Below are 24,529 nucleotides of genomic sequence, written 5' to 3' on the forward strand. Positions count from 1 at the left end.
TTCAACGTACCTCGCTGAGGTAAGCCACGACATCGGCTTTTTCGGCCGGCGTGCAGAGCCGTCCGACCACTTCCCGACAGTTGCGGCCAAACCATTTTTCAACCTTGGCCGGGTCGCTGAAGCGTTCCGTATTGGCTTGTGCAGCCAGGGGTTTGATGTCCTTGCCGGTGATCGCATGTTTGCCGGTGGCGGCCGGGTTGTCGGTGTGGCAAGTCGTGCACGCCGGCATCTTGTCATTGATCGCGAAACGCTGGCGGAACAGGGTTTCACCGCGTTTGGCCGAAGCCGAGAAATTCTTGTCGGTAGCCATCGCTTCAGCCGTATAGGCCTGGCGAATCTGTGGCGGGGTTTCTGCCAGCGTGATGCTGCTGACGGCAAGCAGGCAAAGGGCGATGTGGGTTCGCATTGGAAGACTCCTTTCAATTTGTCTTGAATGGAGTCTAGGCGGCCAGTCTTAACGCTGGATTAGGCGAGCTTAAGGCAGGATTAACGCGGTCGACGCTGCGCGCCGGCCGTTTTTCGCGCTTTGCTTCTTCAGTGCGGCACTCGCTGGTGGGACGGGCAATCGATGATCAGGACCGACATGTCGTCGTGGGCGGCACCGCCGTGCAAATGGGCGGCCAGCGCCTGGTGGATCGAGGCAATCATCGCATCGGACGACGGTGCCTGGGCGAGGGCTGAAAGCAGGCTGATTTCATTGAACAGCGTCCCGCCCGGACTGCTTGCCTCGATCACGCCATCCGATACCAGGACCAGGTGTGCGATGCTGGCGCAGTCGAAGGTTTCCGGAAGGCTCAGCGTTTCGCTGGCGGCGCTGACGCCGAGTGGCAGGTTTTTCGACGTGAACCGTTGGAGCACCTCGCCGGAGACATCGAGAAGCAGCGCATCCGGCATGCCGCCGACCCAGATTTCACCGCCTTGTGTCGTTTCATCGATACAGATGAAACTGGCGGCCACGAAGCGACCGAGTGGCAGCGAATTGACTAGCATGAAGTTGATCGATTCGACCATGCTGATCAGCGGGTGGTCGAGTTCAACCAGGCGATAGAACTCCTGCACCATCGGCAGCACGCTGACCGCCGCGGCCAGGCCATGCCCGGTGGCATCGGCCAAGGTGGCGTAGAGCTTGCCGCGTGGTGAGCGGGCGGCAAGAATCATGTCACCGGAAAACTGTGTGGCCGGCGTGACCGAGTGCCTGATGCCGGTTTCCGCCATCAGGTCGGTCCTGATCTGATGGGCGAGGATGCGGCGCGCCAGGTCGGCCTCGCGCTGGTGCTCGTCGTAGTGCGCCTTGAGGATGCCGGCCTGTTCGGCAATCTTGTTCTGGGCGAGATGTTTTTCGGTAATGTCGCGCAAGGTTTCGACAACGGCGATCAGGCGTCCGCTCTCGTCGTAAACGGGGCCGGCATCGACGGCGAGGTAAAGGCGCTGGCCGAGTTGCGGCATGATGCACCAGTTTTCGGCATGGACGCCGAAAGACGGTTGTGACGGATCGTCGTGCAGGCTGTAGAGATGTTCGATCCGGGTGTAATCGGCGCTGGCCACCAGATCGGCCAGACAGGGCCGCGGGCTGTCGTAGAAGGCGCGCCAGTGTTCCCGCGTGCCGATCACCTGGCTGGCCGGCAGGCCGGTCAGGCGTTCGCAGGCACGGTTCCAGATGACCACGCGGCAATCGGCATCAAGAACGAAGGTGGGGACGACCAAGTGTTCCATCAGGGTAATCGCGAAGTTCAGGTGGTTTTCCTGTGGGGCAGGTGTTGTTCCGGTTGGCGAAATCATTCCCAGCGTCATGCTTGTCTCCGTTTTTATTTTGATCGTGGCCGTGCAGGGTAAAGAATATCCCACCGCCCTGCGCTGTGGGACGGAATATTTCGGATGAATATTGATTGGGTGATGAGCGGTTTTCGTGCGGCTCAATCCATGTTCAAATCGCGGTCGACCGGCAATCAGGCCGGAAATCGATGACTTCCGGAGGAAAACGATGAGTCGGGACGAGCAGTTCGAGCGGGGTTTGCAGCGACGCAAGCAGGTCATGGGCGAGGCCTTTGTCGACAAGGCTTTTGCCAATGTCGATGCCTTTACGGCACCGTTGCAGGAGTTCGTGACGCGCAACGCCTGGGGAACGACCTGGTGCCGCGACGGACTCGATCTGAAAACCCGCAGCCTGCTGACGCTCTCAATGCTGACGGCGCTGGGCCGGGCGACTGAAATCAAGGGCCATGTGCGCGGTGCCGTCAATAATGGCGCAACGCCGGAAGAAATTCAGGAAGTATTGCTGCATGCCGCCATCTACTGCGGCATGCCCTTGGCGATCGACGCCTTCCGTTCGGCCCACGAAGTCCTGAAAGACATGGGGCTGGTCGCTTCAGCCTAGTCGAAATCCCAGAGCCGGTGGGCATCGAGCATTAAACGGTAGCGCAGTTCGAGCGCCTCGAGCTGCATCAGGCGAGCGGCCAGTACGGCCTCGTTGGCCAGCCGGCGACTGGCCAGCAACTCGCTCAGGCTTCCTTCGCCAAGCTGATAACTGCGCGCCGTCATCTCGGCGGCACGGGTCAGCTGCTCGGCCGCAATCCGGCTTGCTTGCCAGCTGTCGATGGCTGCGACAGCCGTTGCATGAAGCTGGACTGCTTCGGCTTCGATGCGTTGCCTGACGGCCGCTTCGCGACTGCTGGCCACGGCGACCTGGGCCCGGCTCGCATCGCTTGCGGCCAGGCGGGCAGAGCCGGGCAAGGGAATTGAAATGTAGGCGCCCATGACGTTTTCCTCACCACTGCGCTCGCGTGAAAACTGCACGCCCACGGTCGGGTCGGGCACCCGTTCGCGGCTGCTGCGTCCGGCCAGGCTCTGGGCGCGCTGGGCTTCACCACGCGCCAGTGCGAGTTCGTGGTTGTGCTCCAGAATGGCATTGATCCACGTCTCGGCCGTACCGTCGATCGCTTCCGGCGCGGTGATGATTTCCTGCTCCTGGAGCGGTAGACCGGGAAAGCGGCGGCGCAGGTCTTCATGGGCATTGCGCTGGCGGGTGCGGGCCTGGGCCAGTTGGGCTTGTGCCTGTGCTTGCGCGGCCTCGGCCTGGATTTGTTCAAGCCGGCTGGTATCGCCCAGTTGCAAGCGGCGCTTGAGCGCCTTGCCTTGCTGGTCGAGCAAGGCGGATTGCTCGCGCCACTGGGTCGCACTTGCCGTTTCGCGTAGCCAGACAAACCATGCTTTGAGCAGATTCCGACTGCTTTCATGCAGCGTGTCGCCATGCGCTGTTTCGGCCAGGCTGACACCGAGATTGCCGATTTCGGCATCCAGTGCCGCCTTGCCGGGCAGGCGCAAGGGACTTTCCAGAGCGGCATTCCATTCGGTGAAGCGTTCGTTCGGGCTGCCGTTGGGGGTGGCCTTGCGTTGTTGCCCGCCAAGACGCAGCGACCATTCGTGATTGCCGGCTTCCAGACGCTTGCGGTTGGCCGTTTCGACTTGAATCTGGCTATCTGCCGCTTGCACCAGGGGCTGCGCACGCAATACCTGGATGACGGCTGTGGTTGGCGGCAGGTTGGGTAGCATTTCGGCAGCCAGCGTAGTGCCGGAAAGTGCCATCAGGACAGGAAACAGATATTTCATAAACGCCCCATGGCCACGACCGGGAGCAGCCAGTAAAACACATTGGCCTGCGGCAAAGCCTGCTTGATCAGCGCCAGCACTGCGTGCATGTCCGATTCCGGGCCGACCGTCTGGATTTGTATGCGCGGTGAATGGCCACTGACCAGTTCGGCCGCTTCAACCAGCTGAATGGCCGCCCCGTGTCCATTGACCCGGCCCGAAGTAAAACCGCGTACCAGGTCGGGCCGGCTGAGCAGCAAGTCTTCGACGTGCTGGGCGACATCGTCCGGGGTGGTCAGTGAGAGCAGGAAATCAGGCATGCTTGGGGTCCAGGAAAGCGATCGGCGGCTTGAGACCGAAGCGGCGGAAAAGAATCGGCAGCAGCACGAGTGTCAGTGCTGTCGAGGTGAGCAGCCCGCCAATGACGACAATGGCCAGCGGTCGCTGGACTTCCGAGCCGGGGCCGCTGGCGAAGAGCATCGGCACCAGGCCGAAGGCGGCGATGCTGGCCGTCATCATGACCGGTCGCAGGCGACGCTTGGCGCCTTCGACGACGACCTCGCCTATCGCCATGCCACGGGCCAGCAACTGGTTGAAGTAGGTCACCATGACGACGCCGTTGAGCACGGCGATGCCGAGCAGGGCGATGAAGCCGACCGAGGCCGGTACGGACAGGTATTCGCCGGAAATGAGCAGGCCGAAGATGCCGCCAATCATCGCGAAAGGCACATTGGACAGGACGAGCAAGGCCTGGCGAACCGATCCGAAGGTCGAGAAGAGCAGGAAGAAAATCAGCAGCAAGGCGACGGGGACGACCACGGCCAGCCGGGCCGCGGCCCGTTGCTGGTTTTCGAACTGGCCTCCCCAGGCCAGCCGGTAGCCGGGTGGCAGCTTGACCTCGCCGGCCACCGCCTGCCTGGCGGCATCGACAAAGCCGACCAGGTCGCGTCCCCGGACATTGGATTGGACGACCACATAGCGCTGGGCATTTTCGCGGTCGACCTTGACCGGACCGTCGATTCGCTCAAGTTTGGTGATCGCCGGCAGGGGCACGCTGCCGCCGTCCGGCAGGCTGAGGCGGAGCGCCGCGAAATCGGCCGGCGAGTTGCGTAAGTCGGCCGGGCCGCGCAACACGACCGGGATCCGTCGTCCCTGTTCGATCACCGTGCCGACGGTGCGGCCTTCGAGCAGGGCTTTCAGGTCATTCTGGATCGCATCGACATTGAGCCCGAAACGGCCGGCTGCCAGCCGGTCGACCGCAAGATTCATGTACTGCACGCCGTCATTGCGCAGCGTGAAGGTATCTTCGGCGCCGCTGACTTTCTTGACGCTCGCCTCGACTTCGCCGGCCAGACGATTGAGTGTCGCCAGGTCGGGGCCGTAGATCTTGATCGCCAGGTCGCCGCGAACGCCGGTCAGCATTTCGGCGACGCGCATGTCGATCGGTTGGGTAAACGAAAAGCCGATGCCGGGAAAATCGGCCATCACCGCCCGCAACTGATCGGCCAGCCAGGCCGGATCGGGGTTGCGCCAGGTTTCGCGTGGCTTGAGCACCATGAAGGTGTCGGTCTGGTTGAGGCCCATTGGGTCGAGGCCGAGTTCGTCTGAGCCGGCGCGGGCCACGATGGCTTTGACTTCCGGCACCTGGGCGAGAATTGCCTGCTGGACGCGGCTGTCGATGTTGAGCGTTTGCTCCAGGCCGATTGATGGCAGTTTTTCCAGCTGCATGATGATGTCGCCTTCATCCATCGTCGGCATGAAACTCTTGCCGAGCAGCAGGAAAGCGCCTGCTGCACCGGCCAGTGCGAGGAGCGCCGCCAGAATGAAGCGCCGGCTGTGCAGCAGCGCACTGGCCAGCACTCGGTCGTAAATGGCGTCCAGCTTGCCGACCAGCCAGGGTTCGTGATGCACGCCGCGTTTGATCAAGTAGGAGGCGAGCACCGGCACCACCGTCAGCGAAAGCAGCAGCGAGGCGGATAACGCAAAGACGATGGTCAGCGCAACCGGGCCGAACATCTTGCCTTCCAGGCCTTGCAGCGTGAGCAGTGGCAGGAAAACGATGATGATGATGACGATGCCCGAAGTGACCGGCGCGGCCACTTCACGGGCGGCCCGGTAGATCAGGTGCAGTGTTGGCAGATTGTCCGGGGCGTCGGCCAGCTGGCTTTCGACATTTTCGACGACGACGACGGCTGCATCGACCAGCATGCCGATGGCGATGGCCAGTCCGCCAAGGCTCATCAGGTTGGCCGAGAGGCCGGAAAGGCGCATCAGGATGAAGGTGGCCAGGGCCGAAAGTGGCAACATCAGTGCAACGACCAAGGCTGCCCGCAGGTTGCCGAGAAAGGCGAGGAGCAGCACGACGACCAGCACAATCGCTTCGAGCAGGGCTTTCGATACCGTGCCGACAGCGCGGTCGACCAGGTTGCTGCGGTCATAAAACACATCGATGCTGACGCCCTGCGGCAGGCTGGGCGCGATTTCGGCCAGACGCTGCTTGACGCCGGCGACAACGGCACGGGCATTGGCGCCGCGCAAACCGAGAACCAGCCCTTGCACCGTCTCGCCCTGGCCATTGTGCGTCACGGCGCCGTAGCGGGTCAGGGCGCCAAGGCGAACCTCGGCGACATCGCCGACCCGGACGACGTGGCCGTTTTTGGCCTGGACAACAATCGCCCGCACGTCATTGAGCTGGCGGATGGCTCCTTCGGCCCGAACCAGCAAGGCTTCTTCGCCATCATTCAGGCGGCCCGCACCATCATTGCGATTGTTCGCTTCCAGTACGGCCTGAAGATCCTTGAGGCCGATGTCGCGTGCGGCAAGCAATTGCGGATTCGGGGCAACTTCGAAAGTGCGGACTTCGCCGCCCAGGCTATTGACGTCAGCCACGCCGGGTACGGTGCGCAGTTGCGGGCGGATCACCCAGTCGAGCAGGGCGCGCCGTTCGGCCAGCGGTAAATCGCCTTCGATGGTGAACATGAACATTTCGCCGAGCGGCGTGGTGATCGGCGCCATGCCGCCGCTGACACCGGGCGGCAGATTACCGATTGCCGCAGCCAGTCGTTCGCCGACCTGCTGGCGAGCCCAGTAAATATCGGTGCCATCCGCAAAATCGAGGGTGATGTCGGTCAGCGCATATTTCGATGTCGACCGCAGCAAACGCTGCTGCGGAATGCCGAGCAATTCCTGTTCAACCGGTACGGCAATGCGCGTTTCGACTTCTTCCGGCGTCATGCCCGGTGCTTTCAGAATGATCTTGACCTGGGTGGTCGAGACATCCGGGAAAGCATCGATCGGCAAATCGGCAAAAGCCTGGATACCGGCGGCGGCAAGAATGGCTGTCAGTACGAGCAGCAGCAGGCGCTGGGTCAGCGAGAAACGGATCAGTGCGGCGAGCATTATTCGGCGCCTACCCCGGTCAACATCGCTTTCAGGCCGGAAACGCCCTGGCTGACGATGCGTTCGCCGGCGGCTACCCCCTCGGCAACAAAGCTACCGCCCCCCTGGCTGACGACGCGTACCGGACGTGGCGTAAAGGTGCTGCCTTTTTCATTCGTCGCGCTCTGGATGAAAACCAGCGTCTTGCCCTGATGGCGAACCAAAGCCGAAGCGGGCAGGCGCTGCAAGCTGCCGGTCGGTGTGGCAACGACCACTTCAAGCATCTGGCCGGGGCGCAGACTGTCGGCTCCCTGGCTGACTTCAGCCCGCAGCAGGACGGTCTGGCTGGCCGGATCAACCGCCCGGCCAATCGCCACCAGCTTGCCTTGCAGTGTGCTGCCGCCAAGCTTGACCGGCGTTCCTGGCCTGAGCGTTTCGGCCAGCGCCAGCGGTGCCTGTATTTCGAGCCAGAGAGGCGACAGGCGAGCGATGCGGTAGATCAAGGCCGCGTTGTCGACGCGCTGCCCCAACTGGACGCCTTGTTCCAGCACGACGCCATCGATTGCTGCGGTCAACGCCAGCGGACCGCCCAATTTGCCCGGCGCCACCCCGGCCAGCGCCAGCCCCTGGCGTCGTTCGCTGGCCTGGGCTGCGGCCTGGCTGGCTGCGCTGCGGGTCGCTTGCAGGCGCGATTCGGCGATCAGGCCTTCGGCAAACAGCTGTTCGTCCCGTTTGAGATTTTGTTGCAGCAGCGCCGACTGACTGCCTGACTGCAAGGCATCGCGCTGCAGTTCGAGTGCCTGCGGGCTGGCCAGGTGAGCGACGACCTGGCCGCGCCGCACCGTTTCTCCCGGTGCCACGGCGAGCATTTCGATCATGCCGCCAACCGGCGCCGTGATTACCCGCATCTGACTGTTCGGCACCATGACGCGTGCCGGCAACGTGCCGCCGCCGGTGCCTGCATCCTGGCCGGCCAGCACGCTTTCCAGGCCGAGCGATTTTATTTGCAGCACATTCAGCGTCATCCCTTCGCTTGCCCCTGAGGCAGGCGACAACAGGCTGAGAAGCAGCGGTAGAAGCATTCGGAAAGCAGGCATGAAACGACTCGGTTGGGAGATGCCGCCGAGTCTAGCGAGGCACGATTAAGGCTTTCTTAACATTTATTTTCGCCGGCTCAAGGGCGGTAAATCGATCAGTATTTTGTGCGGTGCAATATAATGTCTCCCTGTTCCTGAATTGATTGCCGTTCGTTTGATCATCATGCGCTGGATATGGGTCGCGGTATTTGCCGCTTTCTCTCCGCTGGAAATTCATGCCCTCGACGTTGCCGTCGACGAAATCTCGTCGGTTGCCGCGCTGCCCGAGGCTGCCCCCGGCGTGACCATTTCAGCCATTCCGGCGCCGATGCCGGTCATCGAGGTGATCCAGCCGGATAGCTCGGCCGCGGTCAGGAAACAACGTCTGGTCAAGAAAAAATCTTTGCCGGTGATGATGCTGAGCCGGACCGAACGGCGTCAGGCCCAGATTCTGGTGGCCGACAGCAAGAGTGGCGAGCCCGGCTTGCCCGGCCACTCCTACAATCCGAATGATGATTTCCAGGGCGGTCCGGATGAACTCGATTTCCACCGCTCCTACAGTCGCCCCAAACTGATTTCGGATGCCGACGAAGCCGACGATGCACCGGCGCTCTCGCCTTACGTCCGCCTGCGTTTGCTGATTGCCCGGCTGAAAGCACTGGAAGCGCATGCCCTGAATCAGGTTCCCGATCCGGGCGACGACCTGTCCGGGCCGGTTCTGGAGCGTCTCAAGGCGGCCCGCCTCAAGGCTGTCGAAGCGCATCGGAACAAGTTCTCCTGATCGGCTGGCAAACAGGTACACTCCGGCCCTGATCCGCTGCCGACAATCGGTCGCGCGGCGCAATTCTGCTTATTCAAAGGTTATCCATGCACCCGGTTCACGATGTCGATGCTCTGCTTCTCCTTGCGCTGGGTCTGTCTGCCAAACGGCGACCGGCCGGTCTGGTCGACATCATGGCTGCGGTCGATCTGATCCAGGAGGCCGTGCCGGCCGATACCAAACTGATCGAGGCCTTCGAACGCCTGTCGCGCCATGGCCTGATTCAGGCGGTTGATGGTGCTTACCGGCTGAGCGAAGCGGCTGAAAAAATCATCGCCGGTTTGCCACGCAAGGCCGAGGCGGCCGAGCGCCTGTTCCTCATCAAGGATGAGCTTTCGGTCTACGCGATGCCGGCCGATCAGCCGCCGGTTATCGTCGCCCCCGAAGAGGTTGCCGCTGCACTGGTCGTGCAAAAGGCTGCGGCGGCGAGTACGGCCAAGAACCTGCTGGTGCCCAAACCCAAGTCGGTCGATACCTCGAAGAGCCGTCCCGGCCAGCGCCAGCGCAAACCGATGCCGGCCCGTCGCCGCAAGGATTGACCGTTTACGGCACGTCGACCGCAGCAGGCGACCACAGGGCTTTGCCGCCGGCGGCAAGGTAGGCCAGGTAAGCCCGCAGTTCCAGCTCAAGCTGGTGGTAGTCGGCTTCCATGTGCCGGCATAGCTGGTAAAAAGCCTTGTCGTGCTCACGTTCCTTGAGGTGCGCCAGTTCATGTACGACGATCATGCGCAGGAATGCCTCGGGCATCTCGCGAAAAATGCTGGCGATGCGAATCTCGCGTTTGGCCTTGAGCTTGCCGCCTTGGATCCGGGCGATGGTGGTGTGTGTGCCCAGCGCTTGCTGGATGACTTTCAGCGTGCTGTCGTAAGCGACCTTGCTGAGTTGCGGCGCATTTTTCAGAAATTCGTTTTTCAAGGCCAGGACGTAGTCGTACAGCGCCTTGTCGGTTCGTGCGCCGTGCGCTGCCGGGTATTTTGAGCGCAAGATGGCGGCCAGCCGGTTTGTTTCGATCAATTCAATGATCGATTCGGCAAGTGCCGGCGGATAGCCGGCCAGGTAATTCGGGGCGGATCTCGGGCGCATCGGGCTGGCCAGGGGTCAGTCGGTCTGGATGTGCTGGACGATCAGGCGGAGCAGTTCATCCAGCTTGATCGGCTTGGCAATGTGGTTGACCATGCCGGCCGCAAAGCATTTTTCACGTTCATCGCTCATGGCGTGAGCCGTCTGGGCGATGATCGGCAACTCCGGAGCCAGTTCCTGTATGCGTCGGGCCGCTTCGTAGCCATCCATTTCCGGCATCTGAATGTCCATCAGGACAATGTCGAAAGCGCTGCGTCCGGTGGCAATGACGCGGTCGACGGCTTCTTTGCCGTTATTTGCCAGGGTGACGTGCGCGCCATTGTCGATCAGGTTGGCCATCAGCACTTTCTGGTTGATCACATCGTCTTCTGCCAGCAGGATGCGGAGGCCGGCGAGCGGCTTGGTGGCCGGGTGCTGGCTGGCCGATGTTGCTGGCGCGCTCGGTGCGATCAGGCCGGCAGGCAGGAACGGCAGGCTGACCCGAACGGTCGTTCCTCGCCCCAACTGGCTTTCGACCGCTATTTCGCCGCCCATCAATTCCAGGATGCGTTTGCAGATGGCCAGGCCGAGACCTGTTCCACCAAAACGTCGGCTGGCTGATGCATCGGCTTGCTGGAAGGGATCGAAAAGCTGTCCCAGCTGAGCGTCATCCATCCCGATGCCGGTATCGGTAATGGTGAACAGGAGTTGCTCGGCCTCACGCCGGGCATGCAAGGTGACATTGCCGGTTTCGGTGAATTTGACGGCATTCGAGAGCAGGTTGAGCAGGACTTGTCCGGTACGCAATGAGTCGCCGAGGCAGGTGGCTGGCAGATTGTCGGCCAGTTCGACATCGAGCTTGATCTGCTTGGCTTGGGCCCGGTCGCGCACCAGTTCAACCGCGTGTTCGATGACTTCGCTGATGACGACGGTGGTTTGTTCGATGCGCAGTTTGCCGGCTTCGATCTTGGAGAAATCCAGAATGTCGTTGATCACACCGAGCAAGCGTTTGCCGGAGGCCAGTATCTTGCTGAACGCATCGGCCGAACGTTCGGGGTTGTGGCTGTGGCGCTGGCCGATTTCGGCAAAACCGAGCACACCGTTCAGCGGGGTGCGGATTTCGTGACTCATGTTGGCCAGGAAATCACTCTTTGCCCGTGCCAGGTTTTCGGCGGCCAGCAGGGCGCGTTCGCGTGCCTCGGCGGTGGCGCGTTGCTGGCTGATATCGACCATGCTGGTGACCGAGCCGGTGATTTCATGATCCAGCAGGATCGGGTGCGTTGCGTACATTACCGGGATGGGGTGGCCGTCGGCGTGCCAGTAAACTTCATCATCGACCCGGACACTCTGACCCAGGGTCAGCGTATTCCGGCCTGGGCACTCATGCGGCGGATAGGGCGTGCCGTCCGGGCGACTGTGATGGAACAGGGAGTGGGCATCGCGCCCGATCGCATCCTCGGCCCGATAGCCCAGCAAATTGCAGGCTGCCTGGTTGATGAAGGTGATCGAACCCTTGCGGTCGATGCCGTAAAGCCCATCGGCACTTGAATTGAGGATGTGGGTAGTCCGGGCTTCGGTTTCCATCAAGGCCGCTGTTCGCTCAAGAACGAGCTCTTCCAGATGGCGACGATGGTTTTCGAGTTCCACCTCGTTGCGCTTGCGTTCGGAAATGTCGCGGCTCACCGCGATTATTGCCCGGCGCTTCCCATTTTCATCAAAAAGCGGCACCTTGATGACCTCGAAATGCAGCAAACCAGTCAGTTCGTCGTGCATGATGTCTTCGTGGCGTGTCACTCCACCGTTAGCCCAGGCAGTGGCATCGCTCACTTCGCAGGCCGTCAGGGTGGCGGCCAGATGCGGCTGGCGCTGGCCGATTTCGCGGTCGGTCAGGCCGAGCCAGGCGCTATCCTGCAGACCGAACAGTTTCAGACAAACGCTGTTGGCAACCAGCCAACGTCCTTCGCCATCCTTGAACTGGATGGCATCGGGCACGGCTTCGATCACTGTCTTGAGCTGGTCTTCTCGTTCGGCCAGCGCCTGCTGGCGTTTTTCCGCCTGGCCAAGCAGGCGCAGCAGGGCAGCCCCCAGAGTCAGTGAGAGCAGCAGGAAACCGGCGGCCAGCGTGGCTGTCTTGTATGCCTCGGCGTACCAGTTGCCAAGGTAGTCCTCGCTGGCAGCGCCGACGATGGCGATGATCGGTGCATTGCTCAGTCGACTGAACGAAATGGTCCGTTGAAACCCGTCACCGCTGGCGGTGGTGTGGAAGGTTGCCGTGCTGACTCCAGACTCGAAAAGAGCCCGTGCATCAGCAGAAATGGTTGTATTGCCGATTTTTCCCGCAGGGTGATCGGGAATGGCCGGCTTGCGGCTGATCAGGCCAAGGTTGGCGTCGCGGACAATGATCGTGCCGTGCGGACCGACGTCGTAATGCGAGAGGATCCTGTCGAAATGATCAATCGCAATCGGCGCCGAGATGACACCGGCAAAGCGGCCATCAGGGTAGTTGTAGCGTTGGGCGAAACCGACGATGTATTTTTTTGCCACGCGGCCAAAGACCGGCTTGGAAATGAATAGCTGACGGTCCGTGTGTTCCCGGTGATGCATGAAATAGTCGCGGTCAACCCAGCTGATACGTGCATTTTTGTCGACACCATCGCCGAGGATCACGAAGCCCTGGGCATCTGCGACGCGAAAAGCTTCCAGCTCTGGCAGACGCTGTTTTTGCCGGGCCATGAAGGCATTCATCGCCGCCTCATCGAGACGCCCGGTCGTCAGTTGCCGTTCCAGTTCATCGGCGACCGTGCGCAAGGCCAGGTCAATCTTGTCGATACTGTTCGAAAGGCTTTGTTCCAGGGCGCTGGCAACTGTCTGCGTCAGTGCCTCGGCACGTTGTTCGTACTGCTCCCGGCTTTGCTGGATCGAGTAGGCCGACAGGAAAATGACCAGGGCGTTGGAACATAGCAGACCGGCCAGTAAAAGCCGGCGAAGGTTCCGCGCGGGGGTTCGTCCGCTACTGCTCACGCTGTTCCACCCTGTTTCATGTTTTTCTGATTTAGCTGCACAGGTGGATTCTACTGCTTTTGGCATAGCCTGAATGCAATCCGGTGCGCCAAAAAAAATGACCGGCCTTGGCCGGTCATTTGATTTTTGCTTCAGGAATCTTCAGGTCGATCAGTGACGACTCTGGATTTCCTCGATGTAGCCGAGCATGCCGGTACGGATGTTGGCGGCATTGCCTTCGTCGGTATCGATGTGCATCGCCAGGCGGAAAGCCGGGTTTACACGGACCACGACGTCGCCGAAGATCAGCTCGCGCTCGCCTTCGACACGAACGCGGACGACGTAGTTGTCACGCACGCGGAAGCGCATGGCATCTTCCGGCGACATATGGATGTGGCGCTGGGCACAAATGACGCCACGTTCGATCGTGCTGCTGCCGTAGGGGCCTTCCAGCGTGATTCCCGGCGTGTTGACCAGGTCGCCGGACTGACGGATCGGCGGCTGGATGCCGACCTTGAACTGCTCGGTCATGGCAATTTCGACCTGGGTTTCCTTGCGGGTCGGACCAAGCACGCGGACATTGGCGATACGCCCCTTCGGGCCAACCAGATGAACCTGCTCGGCGCAGGCGTACTGACCTGGCTGCGACAACTCGTGCTTGGGGGTCAGTTGGTGGCCCGGGCCGAACAGCTTTTCGACATCGGCTTGCGACAGATGGACGTGGTGAGCGGAAATCTCGACCGGAATCGGTAGGTCGTGTTCGGCCTTGGCTTCGAGCAGCAACTGGTTGCGTTCGATGGCGCGCAAGGTTTCCCAAGCGACCAGACGCTCGTCGTCATTGGCCACGACAAGGATGGTGACCGGAGAATCGTCGGCTGAAATGACGGCATGGCCGTTGATTTTGCCGAGATTGCGGTTCTTTTCCTCGTCGAGCTTGATGCCCATGTAGCTCAGGCCCTGGCAAGCCAGGCTGCGCACGGTGGCACTGCTTTCGCCGATGTCACCGGTAAAGGCGAGGACGTCGATACCGCCCATGGCAGCGACATAGCCGCCGATATTCTTGCGTACCTGGTAGCAGAAGGCTTTGTGGGCGAGGAGGGCGCGGTGGTGGCCTTCATGCGCCGCAGCCTCGATTTCGTGGATGTCGCTCGAAATGCCGGAAATGCCCTTCAGGCCGCTTTCGGTGTTGATCATGCTGGACAGCTGATCGGCCGGAATCTTGTGATGTTCCATCAGGTGAATCATCACCGCCGGATCGATGCTGCCGCAACGGCTCGGCATGATCAGGCCATCGGTCGGGGTCATGCCCATCGTGGTATCGACCGAACGGCCGTGGTCGATGGCACACAGCGAGGCACCGATGCCGAGGTGGCAGGAGACGATTTCCAGTTCGCCGAGCGGACGCTTGACGACTTCGGCCGCCTTGAGCGAAACGTAGCGGTGCGAGGTGCCGTGGAAACCGTAGCGACGGATGCCGTCTTTTTTGTACAAATCGTACGGTAGACCGTAAAGGTAGGCGTACGGCGGCAGCGTCTGGTGGAAAGCCGTGTCGAATACGGCGACGTGCGGAATGGTCGGGAATTGCTTGAGCGCAACGCGGATGCCGGCCACGTTCACCGGGTTGTGCAGTGGAGCGAAAATCGCCAGCTCCTCGATGTCGCTGATTACCGCTGGTGTCACGACGACCGAGCTGGAGAACCTGTTGCCGCCATGGACGACGCGGTGGCCAATGGCCGTCACGTCTTCCGGGTGGAAGGTGAAGGCGCTGCCGAGCAGGGCGGTGGTTTCCTGCATCACCTTGAACAGGTCGGACAGTTTGAACGGCGTGTGCTCGGCCGTCTTGACCTGCGTGCCGACCATGACCGTCACATGGGCCATCTGCTTGTCGGCGTTATCGATGATGCCGTGCACATCGGCGCCGCTTTCGTGCGTATCGTAAATGCCGAAGTGAATCTGGCTGATGCCGACGTTGAGCACGACAACCTTGCCCGGCGTATTCGTGTTCAGCGACAGCGAGTAGGGGTCGGCTGACTTGGTGACGGCACGGGCCTGGGCGGTGACCAGATCAACCGACATGGCACGCGTCCGGTCGGCCAGCAGGCGCGAGAGGTAGCCGACGGCCTTGGGGTTGGTCAGGATGTAGGCGTTGAAAACTTCCTGCGGAATCATCAGCACGAAGCAGCGGTTGCCGGCGATCACGTCGGCAACGATGCGGTCGCCGGTGAGCAGCGACATCACGCCGAAAACATCGCCGGTTTCAAGCTGGCTGATGACGGCGCGTGTGCCGGTATTGTCGGTCATCGAGATTTCGGCATGGCCGCTGATCATGACGCCGATGAAACGCCCTTCATCACCGGTTTCGAGGATCGCTTCGTTGCCTTCGTAAGTCGCCAGGCGGGACTTGATGACGATTTCCTCGACCTTGTCGGCCGGGAAGTTTTCGAACAGGCGAACTTGTTCAAGAAAAAATCGTTTGAGGTCAATTTCACTCATGCTGTTACTCGCTTGATACGGGTTTTTATAAGGTGAGAGACTACCACTTTGCTGCAATGCAGCAAAGTGCTGCCCGGTAAAGTTTTTGTGACAGTAGGGAGGTTTGTTGGCGCGCTGTTCAGGCAGCAAAAGCTGCCCCGGAGATGCCTTTGATAAATGACAGGCACGAATCGGAAAACGTGCCAGAATGACAAATGAACTATGAATGTCACGGTCAACGCTGCGTTTGATTCTTTTACCGTGGCAGAGAGACAAGGCACGAGAGGCTAGATGATCGCTCCAGTCAAACGAGGCATTGCTTTCCAGGCCGCCAAGGCCGTGATCGGCTTTGCCCTTCTTGCCGGCGTGCTGCTGATGGCTCTGGTTGGCTACCTGGCTTTTGAACGGACGCGTGGAGAAGTGGCCCAGCGTCTGCAGGGGCTGATCGACACGGTTGCCAGCACAACCAGCGCCGCCTGTTTCGTTGAAGATCACGGACTGGCCAAGGATATTGCCCAGGGCTTGCTGAAGAACACGATTGTCCAGGGCGTGGTCATCCTGTCTACTTCCGGCGAGCTGACCAACCTTTCCCGTGGTCCGGCGCTGCTCGATGCCGACAAAGTGCGCAAAACAGGCATCAGCCGGAAAATATTCTCGCCATTCGACCCGGAACTAGCCGTTGGCGAGATGTTGATCGAGCCGAATCTCAGCGAGCTGAAACGCCTGAACAATGAGGAGTTGCTGTATACCGGTTCCGTCCTGCTGCTCCAGCTGATTGCCATTACGGTGGCGGCCATTTATGCCGCATTGCGCTGGATAGTCTTTCCGATGAAGCACATGTCGGATCGTCTGCACCAGATGAGCAAGGAGGAAGATGGCGGCGTCCTGAGCGTGCCCGAAGGCCACGAAACAACCGAGATAGGTCGTCTGGTCGGGGATATCAATGATTTGACGGCGCATCTGGCGCTGGCTCGCCAGCAGGCCGAGCGGGCCAACCGGGCGAAAGGCGATTTTCTGGCCAACATGAGCCATGAAATTCGTACCCCGATCAATGCTGTGGTGGGTATGGCTCATTTGGCATTGAAAACCGGGTTGACCGCGAAACAGCGTGATTACCTCGAAAAAATCAGGGTTTCCGGCAGCCACTTGCTTGATCTGGTCAACGATGTGCTCGATGTGGCCAAGATCGAAGCGGGTAAATTGACGCTCGAAAATGTGCCTTTCAGCCTGCCGAACATGATCCGGCGCCTTGAGGGGGTTGCTTCATTGCGGGCTGATGAAAAGGGATTGCAGCTTGAAGTCGATGTCGACCGCGACATTCCGGCTTGCCTGAATGGCGATGAACTCAGGGTTGGCCAGATACTGATCAATTATCTGAACAACGCCATCAAATTCACCGACAAGGGGACGATCAGGCTGTCGGCCAGGCTGGTCAGCAAAGACGAGCAGGTTTGCTGCCTCCGCTTTACGGTCAGCGATACCGGGATCGGCCTGTCTGCTGAGCAGATGAAACGTCTTTTTGCATCGTTCGAACAGGCTGATATCTCGACAACGCGAAAATTTGGCGGGACGGGCTTGGGGCTGGCTATTTGTCGCGAACTGGCCGATCTGATGGGCGGCGAGGTCGGTGTTGAAAGTACGCCTGGTTGCGGCAGTACTTTCTGGGCAACCCTGCGTCTGGGAATCGCCCCGGATGATGCCGTGGCAAGTGAAACGGCAGATTCGACATGGCTCGGAGGGAACGAGATTCATCTTTCCGGCATGCACATCCTGCTTGCCGAAGACAACTTGATCAACCAGCAAATCGCGATTGAATTGCTTGAGGAATACGGCGTCAAGGTTTCGGCGGCCAGCAATGGCTTGCAGGCCCTGGCGTTGTTGGAACGGATGCATTTCGATTGTGTACTGATGGATGTTCGCATGCCGGAACTTGACGGCATCGAGGCGACCCATCGTATCCGTCAAAACCCCTTGTTTGCCGATCTGCCGATCATTGCGATGACGGCCAATGCCCGAACCGAGGATCGTGACGAGTGTTTTGCTGCCGGGATGAATGATTTCATCAGCAAACCGGTCGATCCCGTCCAGTTTTTCAGGATTGTGATGAAATGGGTCAAGCGGGTGTCCGATGCACCGCTTGCGGCCACGGCATTGGAGATGTTGCCGCAATCCGTGGCCCCTTATATTACCGAGGTCGATACGGCGGCGATCCGCAAACTGGTTAAAAACGATACGGTGAAGATATTGCGCTTCGTGCAAAATTTCCTCGGGTCGACGGCATCCGGCGTAGCGGAACTCGGCCCAGCGTTATTGGCCGGGGATCTCGAACTGCTGGCCCGCACGGCGCACCGGATGAAGTCTTCTTCGAAGAGTATGGGCGCCGCCAGGCTGGGAGAATTGCTGAATCAACTTGAAGGTGCGGCAAAGTGCGGTGATACCCCGCAGGTCAGTGCGCTCGTGCGGGAAATCGAAGCAGGCTGGCAGCGTGCTGAGGTCGAACTGATGGCTTTTTCTGCCGAACTGCAACGGACTCAGGGCGAAACTGAAAACTCGTAGATGACCTTGAGCCGGTTATCCAGCTGCTTGCGTGGCAAGTAGCCTACCAGGCCGGGGGTCTGGCTGATCATCCGGATCAGTTCGTCAATGTTCTCTGCCGATTGAGGCGGGCGGGCGCCGCCGGAGAAAACCAGCCGCGACCAGTATGCCTTGATGTCCGCAGCTTCCTTGTTAACCAGCAGGCGATAGAATTCGACCCGTTCCGGGGTGTCGACCGCAAGATCGAGTGGCGTAGCTGTATTGCCTGCCGTATTGGTGCGCAAACGTCCCATGTACAGATTGACCACTTCCTGGCGACTCAAATACTCAATGCCGCTTTTCTGGCTGGTGACGACGACGAGATCAGCCTGAGCCCCGCCGGAAGCAAGGGCGATGTGCAGCAGCAGGAGAAGTCGCGGCAGGTAGCCCATGGTCAGAAGACAAAATCGAGGGCAAGGCTGAAAATATTCAGTTTTCCATCAAAAGCCCCGGGATTGCTTGTCGGGTAGAGGAAAATCGAATCCGGTTTGCCGCGAATCATGTCGAGCTGGCTTTTCAGGGCCATGTTCTGGCGGAAATCCCAGCGGGCACCCAGCGTGTAGGTTTTCTGATCGGTGTGAACGCGGGCCAGCGAACCTGCCAGCCCGTCATTGATCTGGGCAAAGGCAGGGACAAAGTTGGGCAGGCCCGAGCTGACTTCCTTCGCTTTCGAGCGCGTCCAGGAATAGCCGCCGAACGGCGTGACCTGGCCGAGTCGATAGCCGGCCAGTACATAGCCTGACTGCGAATCCTGATAACTGGCGCTTTCATGGCGAATCCGGCTGAGCATTGCCTGGACCTGGAGCGGGCCGCGATCGTAGACGCCTCCCACCGAGTAAAAGCGTGAGCGGGTGTCTTCCAGTGCAATTTGTTCTGCGGCACTGGCTGCGCTGGCGATACCCGTTGCGAGCAGGGCGGCACGTAGATCGGCGACTGGGCGAGGCAGGTCGTGCTTGAATGTCATCTGGGCAAAAGTGGCTCGCCATTGCCAATTGCCTTGCTGGTAGTCGAGGTAGCCACCGGCCATCGGATTGCCGCGCAGGCTGAAGAATTCGCTGCCGATCGGTGTAACTTCGTTGGCCCGGCCGGCAAAAACCTTGCCTTTGACGATCCCGTCGCCCAGCGCAACGGTGCCGGTCAAATCAGCGCCGTCGACGTGATGAAAGGCCAGCGCCCCAAAGAAGTCGACCTGGGGGCGTACTGTCAGGTAGGAGTAGCCGACGTGCCGGGAGTCGGCCAGCATGTAGAACTCGGTTCCCATCCGCCCGCCACGCAGCGTGAGGTTCGGGGTGATGCTGTATTTGGCAAAGGCCCACGACAATTCGGGGCGGAAATCATCCTGGGCGCCGTAACGACTGATCGCCTGGGCGACCAGTTCGAGCGAGTCGGTCGCCCGGAAGTAGGCTTGCAGACCGAGCAATGAATCCAGCTTGGCGTTGGGGGATTTTCCGATGCCCCTGGGTTGGGTCTGGTCGCGGACGAAGCGGGCATCGTTGGTATCGCTGCGTGCGATGCCGAGTGTCCCGAAGCCGCTGAACTCGAACCGGTCTTGTATCGTGCCGGGCTCGGCTACCGCGTCGGCCGGGGCAATCAACTGAAGCGTCGTCAGCACAAAGCTGGCGCACAATGCGCGGCTGAGCCATTTCTGGCCTGTCTGTGCGGCGCTTGTCCGGCTTGTGTTCCCTGGCACGGTATGTCTCGTCTGGTCTATGCGTACGGTATCGTAGCACCGATACACGCCTTGCATAAAGTTTTGCAGCCAGGCGGCCGAGCCACGCGTGCGGCCCGGTCTTTTTCAGATCAGCTTGCCGCCTTGATGTGCAGGCCGCATTCCTTCAGCTCAGGCGATTCCCACCACCAGCGGCCGGAGCGTACATCCTCGCCAAGGCTGATGGCGCGGGTACATGGAGCGCAGCCGATGCTTGGGTAGAATTTGTCGTGCAGCGCGTTGTACGGCACGGCATTCTGTTTGATATAGGTCCAGACTTCCTTTTCGGTCCAGTCGGCCAGCGGGTTGAATTTCTCCAGCTTGTTGCCTTCGTCGTATTCACGGTTTGGCAGACCGACGCGAGTGGCAGCCTGCTGGGCGCGCAGGCCGGTGATCCAGGCTTTCTTGCCGGCCAGGGCACGTTGCAACGGTTCGACCTTGCGGGCAAAACAGCAGGCTTTGCGTAGTTCGATCGACTGGTAGAAAGCATTGATGCCGTTGGTCCGGACATATGTCTCGACGGCGCTGCTTTGCGGGAAATAAACCTTCAGTTTCAGCCCGTAATGCTGGTCGACCGCAGCCATCAGGTCATAGGTTTCGAGCGGCAGACGACCGGTGTCGAGACTGAAGATTTCAATCGGCAGGCCGGATTTTGCAATCAGGTCGGTCAGCACCATGTCTTCAGCCCCGAGGCTGTTGGCGAAGGTGGCCGGCGACCAGTTGCCGGCGATGTCGGCCAGTAGCGACTGTGCTGCGGTCGTCTTGGCCGCGACGCTGGCGGTCAGTTCCGGGGTGATGTTGAGCAGGCTGGGCGTCATGGCGGGCTCTCAGTGACGACGGCGGAAAAATGGTTGCGGCTGGTTGGTCGAGCCTTGGTAAGCGTCGCTGAACGGGGTGAATGCCGCTTCCAGTGCGTAGATTGCATTCTTGCCGTCCTTCAGCGCGTAGCTGTCGAAACCGACGCGCTTCATGAAGAACAGTTGGTCATGCAAGACATCGCCGACGGCACGCAATTCACCTTGGTAGTTGTAGCGCTGGCGCAGCAGGCTGGCTGTCGAATAGCCGCGACCATCGACAAATTTCGGGAAGTTGACGGCGATCAGCGCGAAATGGCTCAACGCTTCGCTGACGTCTTCGATGCGTTCGTCGGGTTGGATCAACAGACCGATGCGCTCGTGGGTCGCGATGATTTCGGCCTGGCGTGCTTGCCATACGGCGAACGGGAAAATGATTTCGCCGGCAGGCAGGGCAACGGTTTCCGGTGTTTCACCTTCGGCCAATTCGAGTGTTGTCCAGGTGTCGACCGTGACTTGTGCCGAATCCTTGATCAGTTGGGCCATTATGCGGTCTCCTTTTGTGCAGCCTTGGCCTTGCCATGCGCGCGGCCTTCGTAAACGCGGTTCTTGAACGGGTCGATGCCGATGCGATCAAAGGTGTCGAGGAAACGCTCATCTTCGTGGCGGTTCTCAAGGTAAACCTGGATGATTTTCTCGACAACATCCGGCATTTCATCAGCGGCGAAAGACGGGCCGATCACCTTGCCCAACTTGGCATCGTTGCCCTGGCGGCCGCCGAGGGTCACCTGGTAGAACTCGGAGTCATTCTTGTCGACGCCGAGCACGCCGATGTGACCAACGTGGTGGTGACCGCAGGCATTCATGCAGCCTGAGATATTGAGGTCGATCTCGCCGATGTCGAACAGGTAGTCGAGATCGTCAAACCGAGCCTGGATGGCGTTGGCGATAGGGATCGACTTGGCGTTGGCCAGGTCGCAGAAATCGCCGCCTGGGCAGCAGATCATGCCGGTCAGTAAGCCGATGTTCGGCGTGGCCAGGCCGGCTGCCTTGGCTTTTTGCCAGACTTCGTACAGGTCGGATTTCCTGACATCGGCCAGGATGACATTTTGTTCGTGGCTGACGCGCAGTTCGCCGAAGCTGTACTGGTCGGCCAGATCGGCAACGATTTCCATTTGTTCGGAAGTGATGTCGCCCGGTGCGATGCCATGCTGCTTGAGCGACAGGATCACCGCGCTGTAGCCGTTGACCTTGTGCGCATGCGTGTTGCGGTCTACCCAGCGAAGGAAGGCTTTTTCATCCGGCAGGGTGCAGTCGGGACACGAGGCGTATGCCGGCGCAGTGAAATGCGCTGCCACACGATCATATTCTGCTTGCGGAATGGTCATCGGGCCGCCTTTGCCATGCACCCATTCAGCTTCGACCTGTTCGCGGAAAGCGTCGATGCCCAGGGCCTGCACGAGAATCTTGATGCGCGCCTTGTAGGCATTGTCGCGGCGGCCATAGCGGTTGTACACGCGCAGGATGGCTTCGCAGTAGGAAAGAATGTCCTGCCAGGGCAGGAATTCACGAACAATCTGGCCGCGGATCGGTGTCCGGCCGAGGCCGCCGCCGACGATGACGCTGAAGCCAACCTGACCATCCTGCTGCTTGAGGTGCAGGCCGATATCGTGGAACCAGGTGACGGCGCGGTCTTCCCGGGTGCCGGAAATGGCGATCTTGAACTTGCGCGGCAGGAAGGCAAATTCCGGATGGAAGGTGGTCCATTCGCGGAGGATTTCAGCCAGCGGGCGCGGGTCGATCACCTCATCGGCAGCAACGCCGGCAAACGGGTCGGTGGTGATGTTGCGCAGGCAGTTGCCGGAGGTCTGGATGGCATGCATCTCGACTTCGGCCAGCTCGGCCATGATTTCCGGCACATCCTCGATCTTCGGCCAGTTCAGCTGCAGATTGTGGCGCGTCGTGAAGTGGCCGTAACCGCGATCGTATTTGCGTGCAACGCTGGCCAGCGTACGCATCTGGGCAGAATTGAGCATGCCGTAGGGCACGGCAACCCGGAACATCGGCGCATGGCGCTGGATGTAAAGGCCATTTTGCAGGCGCAGCGGACGGAATTCGTCATCGGCCAGTTCGCCGGCTTTCCAGCGACGAACCTGATCACGGAACTGGGCCACGCGCTCATTGACGAGCTGGCGATCGATGGCATCGTATTTGTACATGGTATTTCCTTAAGCAAAGACCAGCTTGCTGCCGATGAGGACAAGCATGGAGGCCAGAATCCGGCGAAGAATGTGTTCCGGGACCTTGGCAGAAACTTGCGTGCCAAGCCAGATTCCGGGCAGTGAACCAAGCAGCAGGCTGCCGAGCAGTGCCCAATCGACACCGCCGAGCATCCAGTGGCCGAGGCCGGCAACCAGGGTCAGCGGTACGGCATGGGCAACATCCGATCCGACAATCTTGACCGGAGAAAGTTTGGGATAAAGAAAGAAAAGGGCCGCAACGCCCAGTGCGCCGGCACCAACCGAAGAAATGGTGACCAGCACACCGAGAATCGCGCCGACGGCCACCGTGATCTTGCCAAGGCAGCACTGGCGCAGCGGCGAGTCATCATGCTGCGCGGCGTAATCGCGCAATTTGCGGCCAAACAGGATGGCAACGGCAGTGAGCAGCAGCGCGAAACCCAGACCATTGGCAATGATTGCCCCTATCGCGTTGCTACCTTTGGGCAGTTGCGAAAGAATCCACAAGGTGATCGCCGCAGCCGGAATGCTGCCGAGCGCCAGCCGGCTGGTAATCGTCCAGTCGATATGTCCCTTGCGACCGTGTGCCACGGTGCCGCCGGCCTTGGTCATGGCGGCATAAAGCAGATCGGTGCCCACCGCCGTGGCCGGGTGAACGCCAAACACCAGCACGAGCAGCGGCGTCATCAGCGAGCCTCCGCCAACACCGGTGAGGCCGACAATCGCGCCGACCGCAAAGCCGGAAAGGGTGTAAAGAATATCCATGGCGCGCATCGTACAGGGGGCGATTTGAAACAAAAAGAATATTGAGTTAGATTGTTATAAATTTTAGTTATTAGTCTATCCATGAAACTCCAGCAGCTTCGCTACATCGTTGAAATCCAGCGCCAGGGCCTCAATGTTTCAGAGGCTGCCGAGTCTCTGTACACCTCGCAGCCAGGCATCTCGAAGCAGGTCAAATTGCTTGAAGATGAGCTGGGTATTTCCATCTTCGAACGCAGTGGCAAGCGTTTTACCGGTGTGACCGAACCCGGCAAGGTGGTGCTTGGGATTGCCGAACGCATTTTGCGCGAGGCGGAAAACCTCAAACGGGCCAGTGCCGAATTTGCTACTGGCGACAGCGGGCGACTGATTCTGGCGGCAACCCACACCCAGGCGCGTTACGCCTTGCCGGTGGTGGTGCGTGATTTTGTCGCCCAGCATCCAACCGTCAAGCTGGAAATGCACCAGGGCAGCCCAACCCAGATCGCCGAATGGGTGGCGGCCGGTGAAGCCGATATCGGGATTGCAACCGAGTCGCTCGATCAGTACCCGCAGCTGGTGACATTGCCGGTCCGGCAGTGGAGCCATTGCGTGATCGCCCCGGAGGCGCATCCCATTTTGAAGACTGTGCCGCTGTCGCTCAACGAACTGGTGCGCTGGCCGTTGATTACCTATGACACGGCATTTACCGGACGTTCGCGGATCAATCGCGCTTTCGAGCGGATCTCTGCCCAGCCGAACATCGCCCTCACGGCGCTGGATGCCGATGTGATCAAGACCTACGTCAGCCTCGGGCTTGGCTTGGGCATCATTTCTGCGCTGGCATTCGATGCGCAACGAGACAGCGGCCTTGTCGCGGTTGACGCTGCACATTTGTTCGAATCCAACACGACCCGGCTGGCCTTGCGGCGCGGGACCTATCTGCGGCGCTACGATTATGATTTTATTGGCTTGTTTGCGCCGCATCTGTCGAAGCGAGTGGTCGAGATGGCGATGCAGGGCGGCGGTGATGAGTATCAGTTATGACTTTTGTCTGATGTTCAGGGTTTCTGGCCCAGCGT

Annotated in this window: 20 protein-coding genes; 5 read left to right on the plus strand and 15 right to left on the minus strand. The window is 60.2% G+C overall.

Annotated elements, in window-relative coordinates:
• Window position 1: 1 nt before the first annotated feature.
• The gene (locus KI614_RS05620) at window positions 2-406 is read right to left on the minus strand and encodes a DUF1924 domain-containing protein (protein ID WP_226408441.1); all 405 of its coding nucleotides are present in this window, start codon (window positions 404-406) and stop codon (window positions 2-4) included.
• A gap of 128 nt (window positions 407-534) precedes the next feature.
• A complete protein-coding gene (locus KI614_RS05625) occupies window positions 535-1,791 on the minus strand; it encodes a SpoIIE family protein phosphatase (protein WP_226408442.1) in 1,257 nt (418 codons plus the stop codon).
• A 190-nt stretch (window positions 1,792-1,981) separates the two neighbouring features.
• On the opposite strand from KI614_RS05625, the gene pcaC reads away from it, so the two are divergent.
• Window positions 1,982-2,374, plus strand: a complete 393-nt coding sequence (gene pcaC, locus KI614_RS05630; RefSeq protein ID WP_203469128.1) for a 4-carboxymuconolactone decarboxylase — start codon at window positions 1,982-1,984, stop codon at window positions 2,372-2,374.
• Here pcaC and KI614_RS05635 read toward each other — a convergent pair.
• Genes KI614_RS05635 through KI614_RS05650 form a run of 4 tightly spaced genes read right to left on the minus strand, consistent with a single transcriptional unit; the run spans window position 2,371 to window position 8,060 of the window.
• Window positions 2,371-3,606 carry a TolC family protein gene (locus tag KI614_RS05635; RefSeq protein WP_226408443.1) on the minus strand — a complete coding sequence of 412 codons (1,236 nt, stop codon included), beginning with the start codon at window positions 3,604-3,606 and terminating at the stop codon, window positions 2,371-2,373. The two genes, pcaC and KI614_RS05635, sit on opposite strands and share 4 nt — an antisense overlap.
• Window positions 3,603-3,905, minus strand: a complete 303-nt coding sequence (locus KI614_RS05640; RefSeq protein WP_226408444.1) for a DUF3240 family protein — start codon at window positions 3,903-3,905, stop codon at window positions 3,603-3,605. The genes KI614_RS05635 and KI614_RS05640 overlap by 4 nt, the downstream gene beginning before the upstream one ends.
• Entirely contained in the window at window positions 3,898-6,984 is a 3,087-nt protein-coding gene (locus KI614_RS05645; RefSeq protein WP_226408446.1) for an efflux RND transporter permease subunit, read from the minus strand. Before KI614_RS05645 ends, KI614_RS05640 begins: the two co-directional genes overlap by 8 nt.
• On the minus strand, window positions 6,984-8,060 hold the full coding sequence (locus KI614_RS05650; RefSeq protein WP_226408448.1) for an efflux RND transporter periplasmic adaptor subunit: 1,077 nt from the start codon (window positions 8,058-8,060) through the stop codon (window positions 6,984-6,986). Before KI614_RS05650 ends, KI614_RS05645 begins: the two co-directional genes overlap by 1 nt.
• A 163-nt stretch (window positions 8,061-8,223) precedes the next feature.
• Here KI614_RS05650 and KI614_RS05655 point away from each other — a divergent pair, with 163 nt between their 5' ends.
• Window positions 8,224-8,820: a hypothetical protein gene (locus tag KI614_RS05655; RefSeq protein ID WP_226408450.1), complete on the plus strand. Its 597-nt coding sequence runs from the start codon at window positions 8,224-8,226 to the stop codon at window positions 8,818-8,820.
• A gap of 86 nt (window positions 8,821-8,906) precedes the next feature.
• Entirely contained in the window at window positions 8,907-9,398 is a 492-nt protein-coding gene (locus tag KI614_RS05660; protein WP_226408452.1) for a hypothetical protein, read from the plus strand.
• 4 nt (window positions 9,399-9,402) lie between these two features.
• Here the strand turns inward: KI614_RS05660 and KI614_RS05665 are convergent, their stop codons facing one another.
• The 3 genes from KI614_RS05665 to KI614_RS05675 form a co-directional block, all read right to left on the minus strand.
• Window positions 9,403-9,942, minus strand: a complete 540-nt coding sequence (locus KI614_RS05665) for a M48 family metallopeptidase (protein WP_226408454.1) — start codon at window positions 9,940-9,942, stop codon at window positions 9,403-9,405.
• Window positions 9,943-9,957: 15 nt separating this feature from the next.
• Window positions 9,958-12,939 (minus strand): ATP-binding protein, encoded by a 2,982-nt coding sequence (locus tag KI614_RS05670; protein ID WP_226408456.1) that lies wholly within the window; start codon window positions 12,937-12,939, stop codon window positions 9,958-9,960.
• A gap of 150 nt (window positions 12,940-13,089) precedes the next feature.
• Complete coding sequence (locus KI614_RS05675; RefSeq protein WP_226408458.1) at window positions 13,090-15,411, minus strand: acetate/propionate family kinase; 2,322 nt, start codon at window positions 15,409-15,411, stop codon at window positions 13,090-13,092.
• 270 nt (window positions 15,412-15,681) lie between these two features.
• On the opposite strand from KI614_RS05675, the gene KI614_RS05680 reads away from it, so the two are divergent.
• Window positions 15,682-17,946, plus strand: a complete 2,265-nt coding sequence (locus KI614_RS05680) for a response regulator (protein ID WP_226408461.1) — start codon at window positions 15,682-15,684, stop codon at window positions 17,944-17,946.
• Here the strand turns inward: KI614_RS05680 and KI614_RS05685 are convergent.
• From KI614_RS05685 to KI614_RS05710, 6 genes are all read right to left on the minus strand, one after another.
• Window positions 17,922-18,356 carry a hypothetical protein gene (locus tag KI614_RS05685; RefSeq protein WP_226408463.1) on the minus strand — a complete coding sequence of 145 codons (435 nt, stop codon included), beginning with the start codon at window positions 18,354-18,356 and terminating at the stop codon, window positions 17,922-17,924. The genes KI614_RS05680 and KI614_RS05685 overlap by 25 nt on opposite strands.
• 2 nt (window positions 18,357-18,358) lie before the next feature.
• Window positions 18,359-19,654 (minus strand): hypothetical protein, encoded by a 1,296-nt coding sequence (locus KI614_RS05690; RefSeq protein ID WP_226408465.1) that lies wholly within the window; start codon window positions 19,652-19,654, stop codon window positions 18,359-18,361.
• Between the two features lie 110 nt (window positions 19,655-19,764).
• Window positions 19,765-20,490: a phosphoadenylyl-sulfate reductase gene (locus KI614_RS05695; protein WP_226408467.1), complete on the minus strand. Its 726-nt coding sequence runs from the start codon at window positions 20,488-20,490 to the stop codon at window positions 19,765-19,767.
• Between the two features lie 9 nt (window positions 20,491-20,499).
• Window positions 20,500-21,012: a DUF934 domain-containing protein gene (locus KI614_RS05700; protein WP_226408469.1), complete on the minus strand. Its 513-nt coding sequence runs from the start codon at window positions 21,010-21,012 to the stop codon at window positions 20,500-20,502.
• Window positions 21,012-22,685, minus strand: coding sequence for a nitrite/sulfite reductase (locus tag KI614_RS05705; RefSeq protein WP_226408471.1), 1,674 nt, complete (start codon window positions 22,683-22,685; stop codon window positions 21,012-21,014). The genes KI614_RS05700 and KI614_RS05705 overlap by 1 nt, the downstream gene beginning before the upstream one ends.
• A gap of 9 nt (window positions 22,686-22,694) precedes the next feature.
• Window positions 22,695-23,471, minus strand: coding sequence for a sulfite exporter TauE/SafE family protein (locus tag KI614_RS05710; RefSeq protein WP_226408473.1), 777 nt, complete (start codon window positions 23,469-23,471; stop codon window positions 22,695-22,697).
• Between the two features lie 81 nt (window positions 23,472-23,552).
• Here KI614_RS05710 and KI614_RS05715 point away from each other — a divergent pair, with 81 nt between their 5' ends.
• Window positions 23,553-24,494, plus strand: a complete 942-nt coding sequence (locus KI614_RS05715; RefSeq protein ID WP_203469145.1) for a CysB family HTH-type transcriptional regulator — start codon at window positions 23,553-23,555, stop codon at window positions 24,492-24,494.
• The last annotated feature ends 35 nt before the right edge of the window (window positions 24,495-24,529 follow it).

Origin of the sequence: Dechloromonas denitrificans, from assembly GCF_020510665.1 — a bacterium.
Lineage (GTDB): Bacteria > Pseudomonadota > Gammaproteobacteria > Burkholderiales > Rhodocyclaceae > Azonexus > Azonexus denitrificans_B.

Excerpts from the sequence above, each read along its gene's own strand:
- KI614_RS05715 (WP_203469145.1), top strand. The coding sequence starts at position 23,553 with ATGAAACTCCAGCAGCTTCGCTACATCGTTGAAATCCAGCGCCAGGGC.
- KI614_RS05645 (WP_226408446.1), bottom strand. The coding sequence starts at position 6,984 with ATGCTCGCCGCACTGATCCGTTTCTCGCTGACCCAGCGCCTGCTGCTG.
- pcaC (WP_203469128.1), top strand. The coding sequence starts at position 1,982 with ATGAGTCGGGACGAGCAGTTCGAGCGGGGTTTGCAGCGACGCAAGCAG.
- KI614_RS05695 (WP_226408467.1), bottom strand. The coding sequence starts at position 20,490 with ATGACGCCCAGCCTGCTCAACATCACCCCGGAACTGACCGCCAGCGTC.
- KI614_RS05710 (WP_226408473.1), bottom strand. The coding sequence starts at position 23,471 with ATGGATATTCTTTACACCCTTTCCGGCTTTGCGGTCGGCGCGATTGTC.
- KI614_RS05700 (WP_226408469.1), bottom strand. The coding sequence starts at position 21,012 with ATGGCCCAACTGATCAAGGATTCGGCACAAGTCACGGTCGACACCTGG.
- KI614_RS05660 (WP_226408452.1), top strand. The coding sequence starts at position 8,907 with ATGCACCCGGTTCACGATGTCGATGCTCTGCTTCTCCTTGCGCTGGGT.
- KI614_RS05680 (WP_226408461.1), top strand. The coding sequence starts at position 15,682 with ATGATCGCTCCAGTCAAACGAGGCATTGCTTTCCAGGCCGCCAAGGCC.
- KI614_RS05625 (WP_226408442.1), bottom strand. The coding sequence starts at position 1,791 with ATGACGCTGGGAATGATTTCGCCAACCGGAACAACACCTGCCCCACAG.
- KI614_RS05685 (WP_226408463.1), bottom strand. The coding sequence starts at position 18,356 with ATGGGCTACCTGCCGCGACTTCTCCTGCTGCTGCACATCGCCCTTGCT.
- KI614_RS05705 (WP_226408471.1), bottom strand. The coding sequence starts at position 22,685 with ATGTACAAATACGATGCCATCGATCGCCAGCTCGTCAATGAGCGCGTG.
- KI614_RS05650 (WP_226408448.1), bottom strand. The coding sequence starts at position 8,060 with ATGCCTGCTTTCCGAATGCTTCTACCGCTGCTTCTCAGCCTGTTGTCG.
- KI614_RS05640 (WP_226408444.1), bottom strand. The coding sequence starts at position 3,905 with ATGCCTGATTTCCTGCTCTCACTGACCACCCCGGACGATGTCGCCCAG.
- KI614_RS05665 (WP_226408454.1), bottom strand. The coding sequence starts at position 9,942 with ATGCGCCCGAGATCCGCCCCGAATTACCTGGCCGGCTATCCGCCGGCA.
- KI614_RS05620 (WP_226408441.1), bottom strand. The coding sequence starts at position 406 with ATGCGAACCCACATCGCCCTTTGCCTGCTTGCCGTCAGCAGCATCACG.
- KI614_RS05675 (WP_226408458.1), bottom strand. The coding sequence starts at position 15,411 with ATGAGTGAAATTGACCTCAAACGATTTTTTCTTGAACAAGTTCGCCTG.
- KI614_RS05655 (WP_226408450.1), top strand. The coding sequence starts at position 8,224 with ATGCGCTGGATATGGGTCGCGGTATTTGCCGCTTTCTCTCCGCTGGAA.
- KI614_RS05635 (WP_226408443.1), bottom strand. The coding sequence starts at position 3,606 with ATGAAATATCTGTTTCCTGTCCTGATGGCACTTTCCGGCACTACGCTG.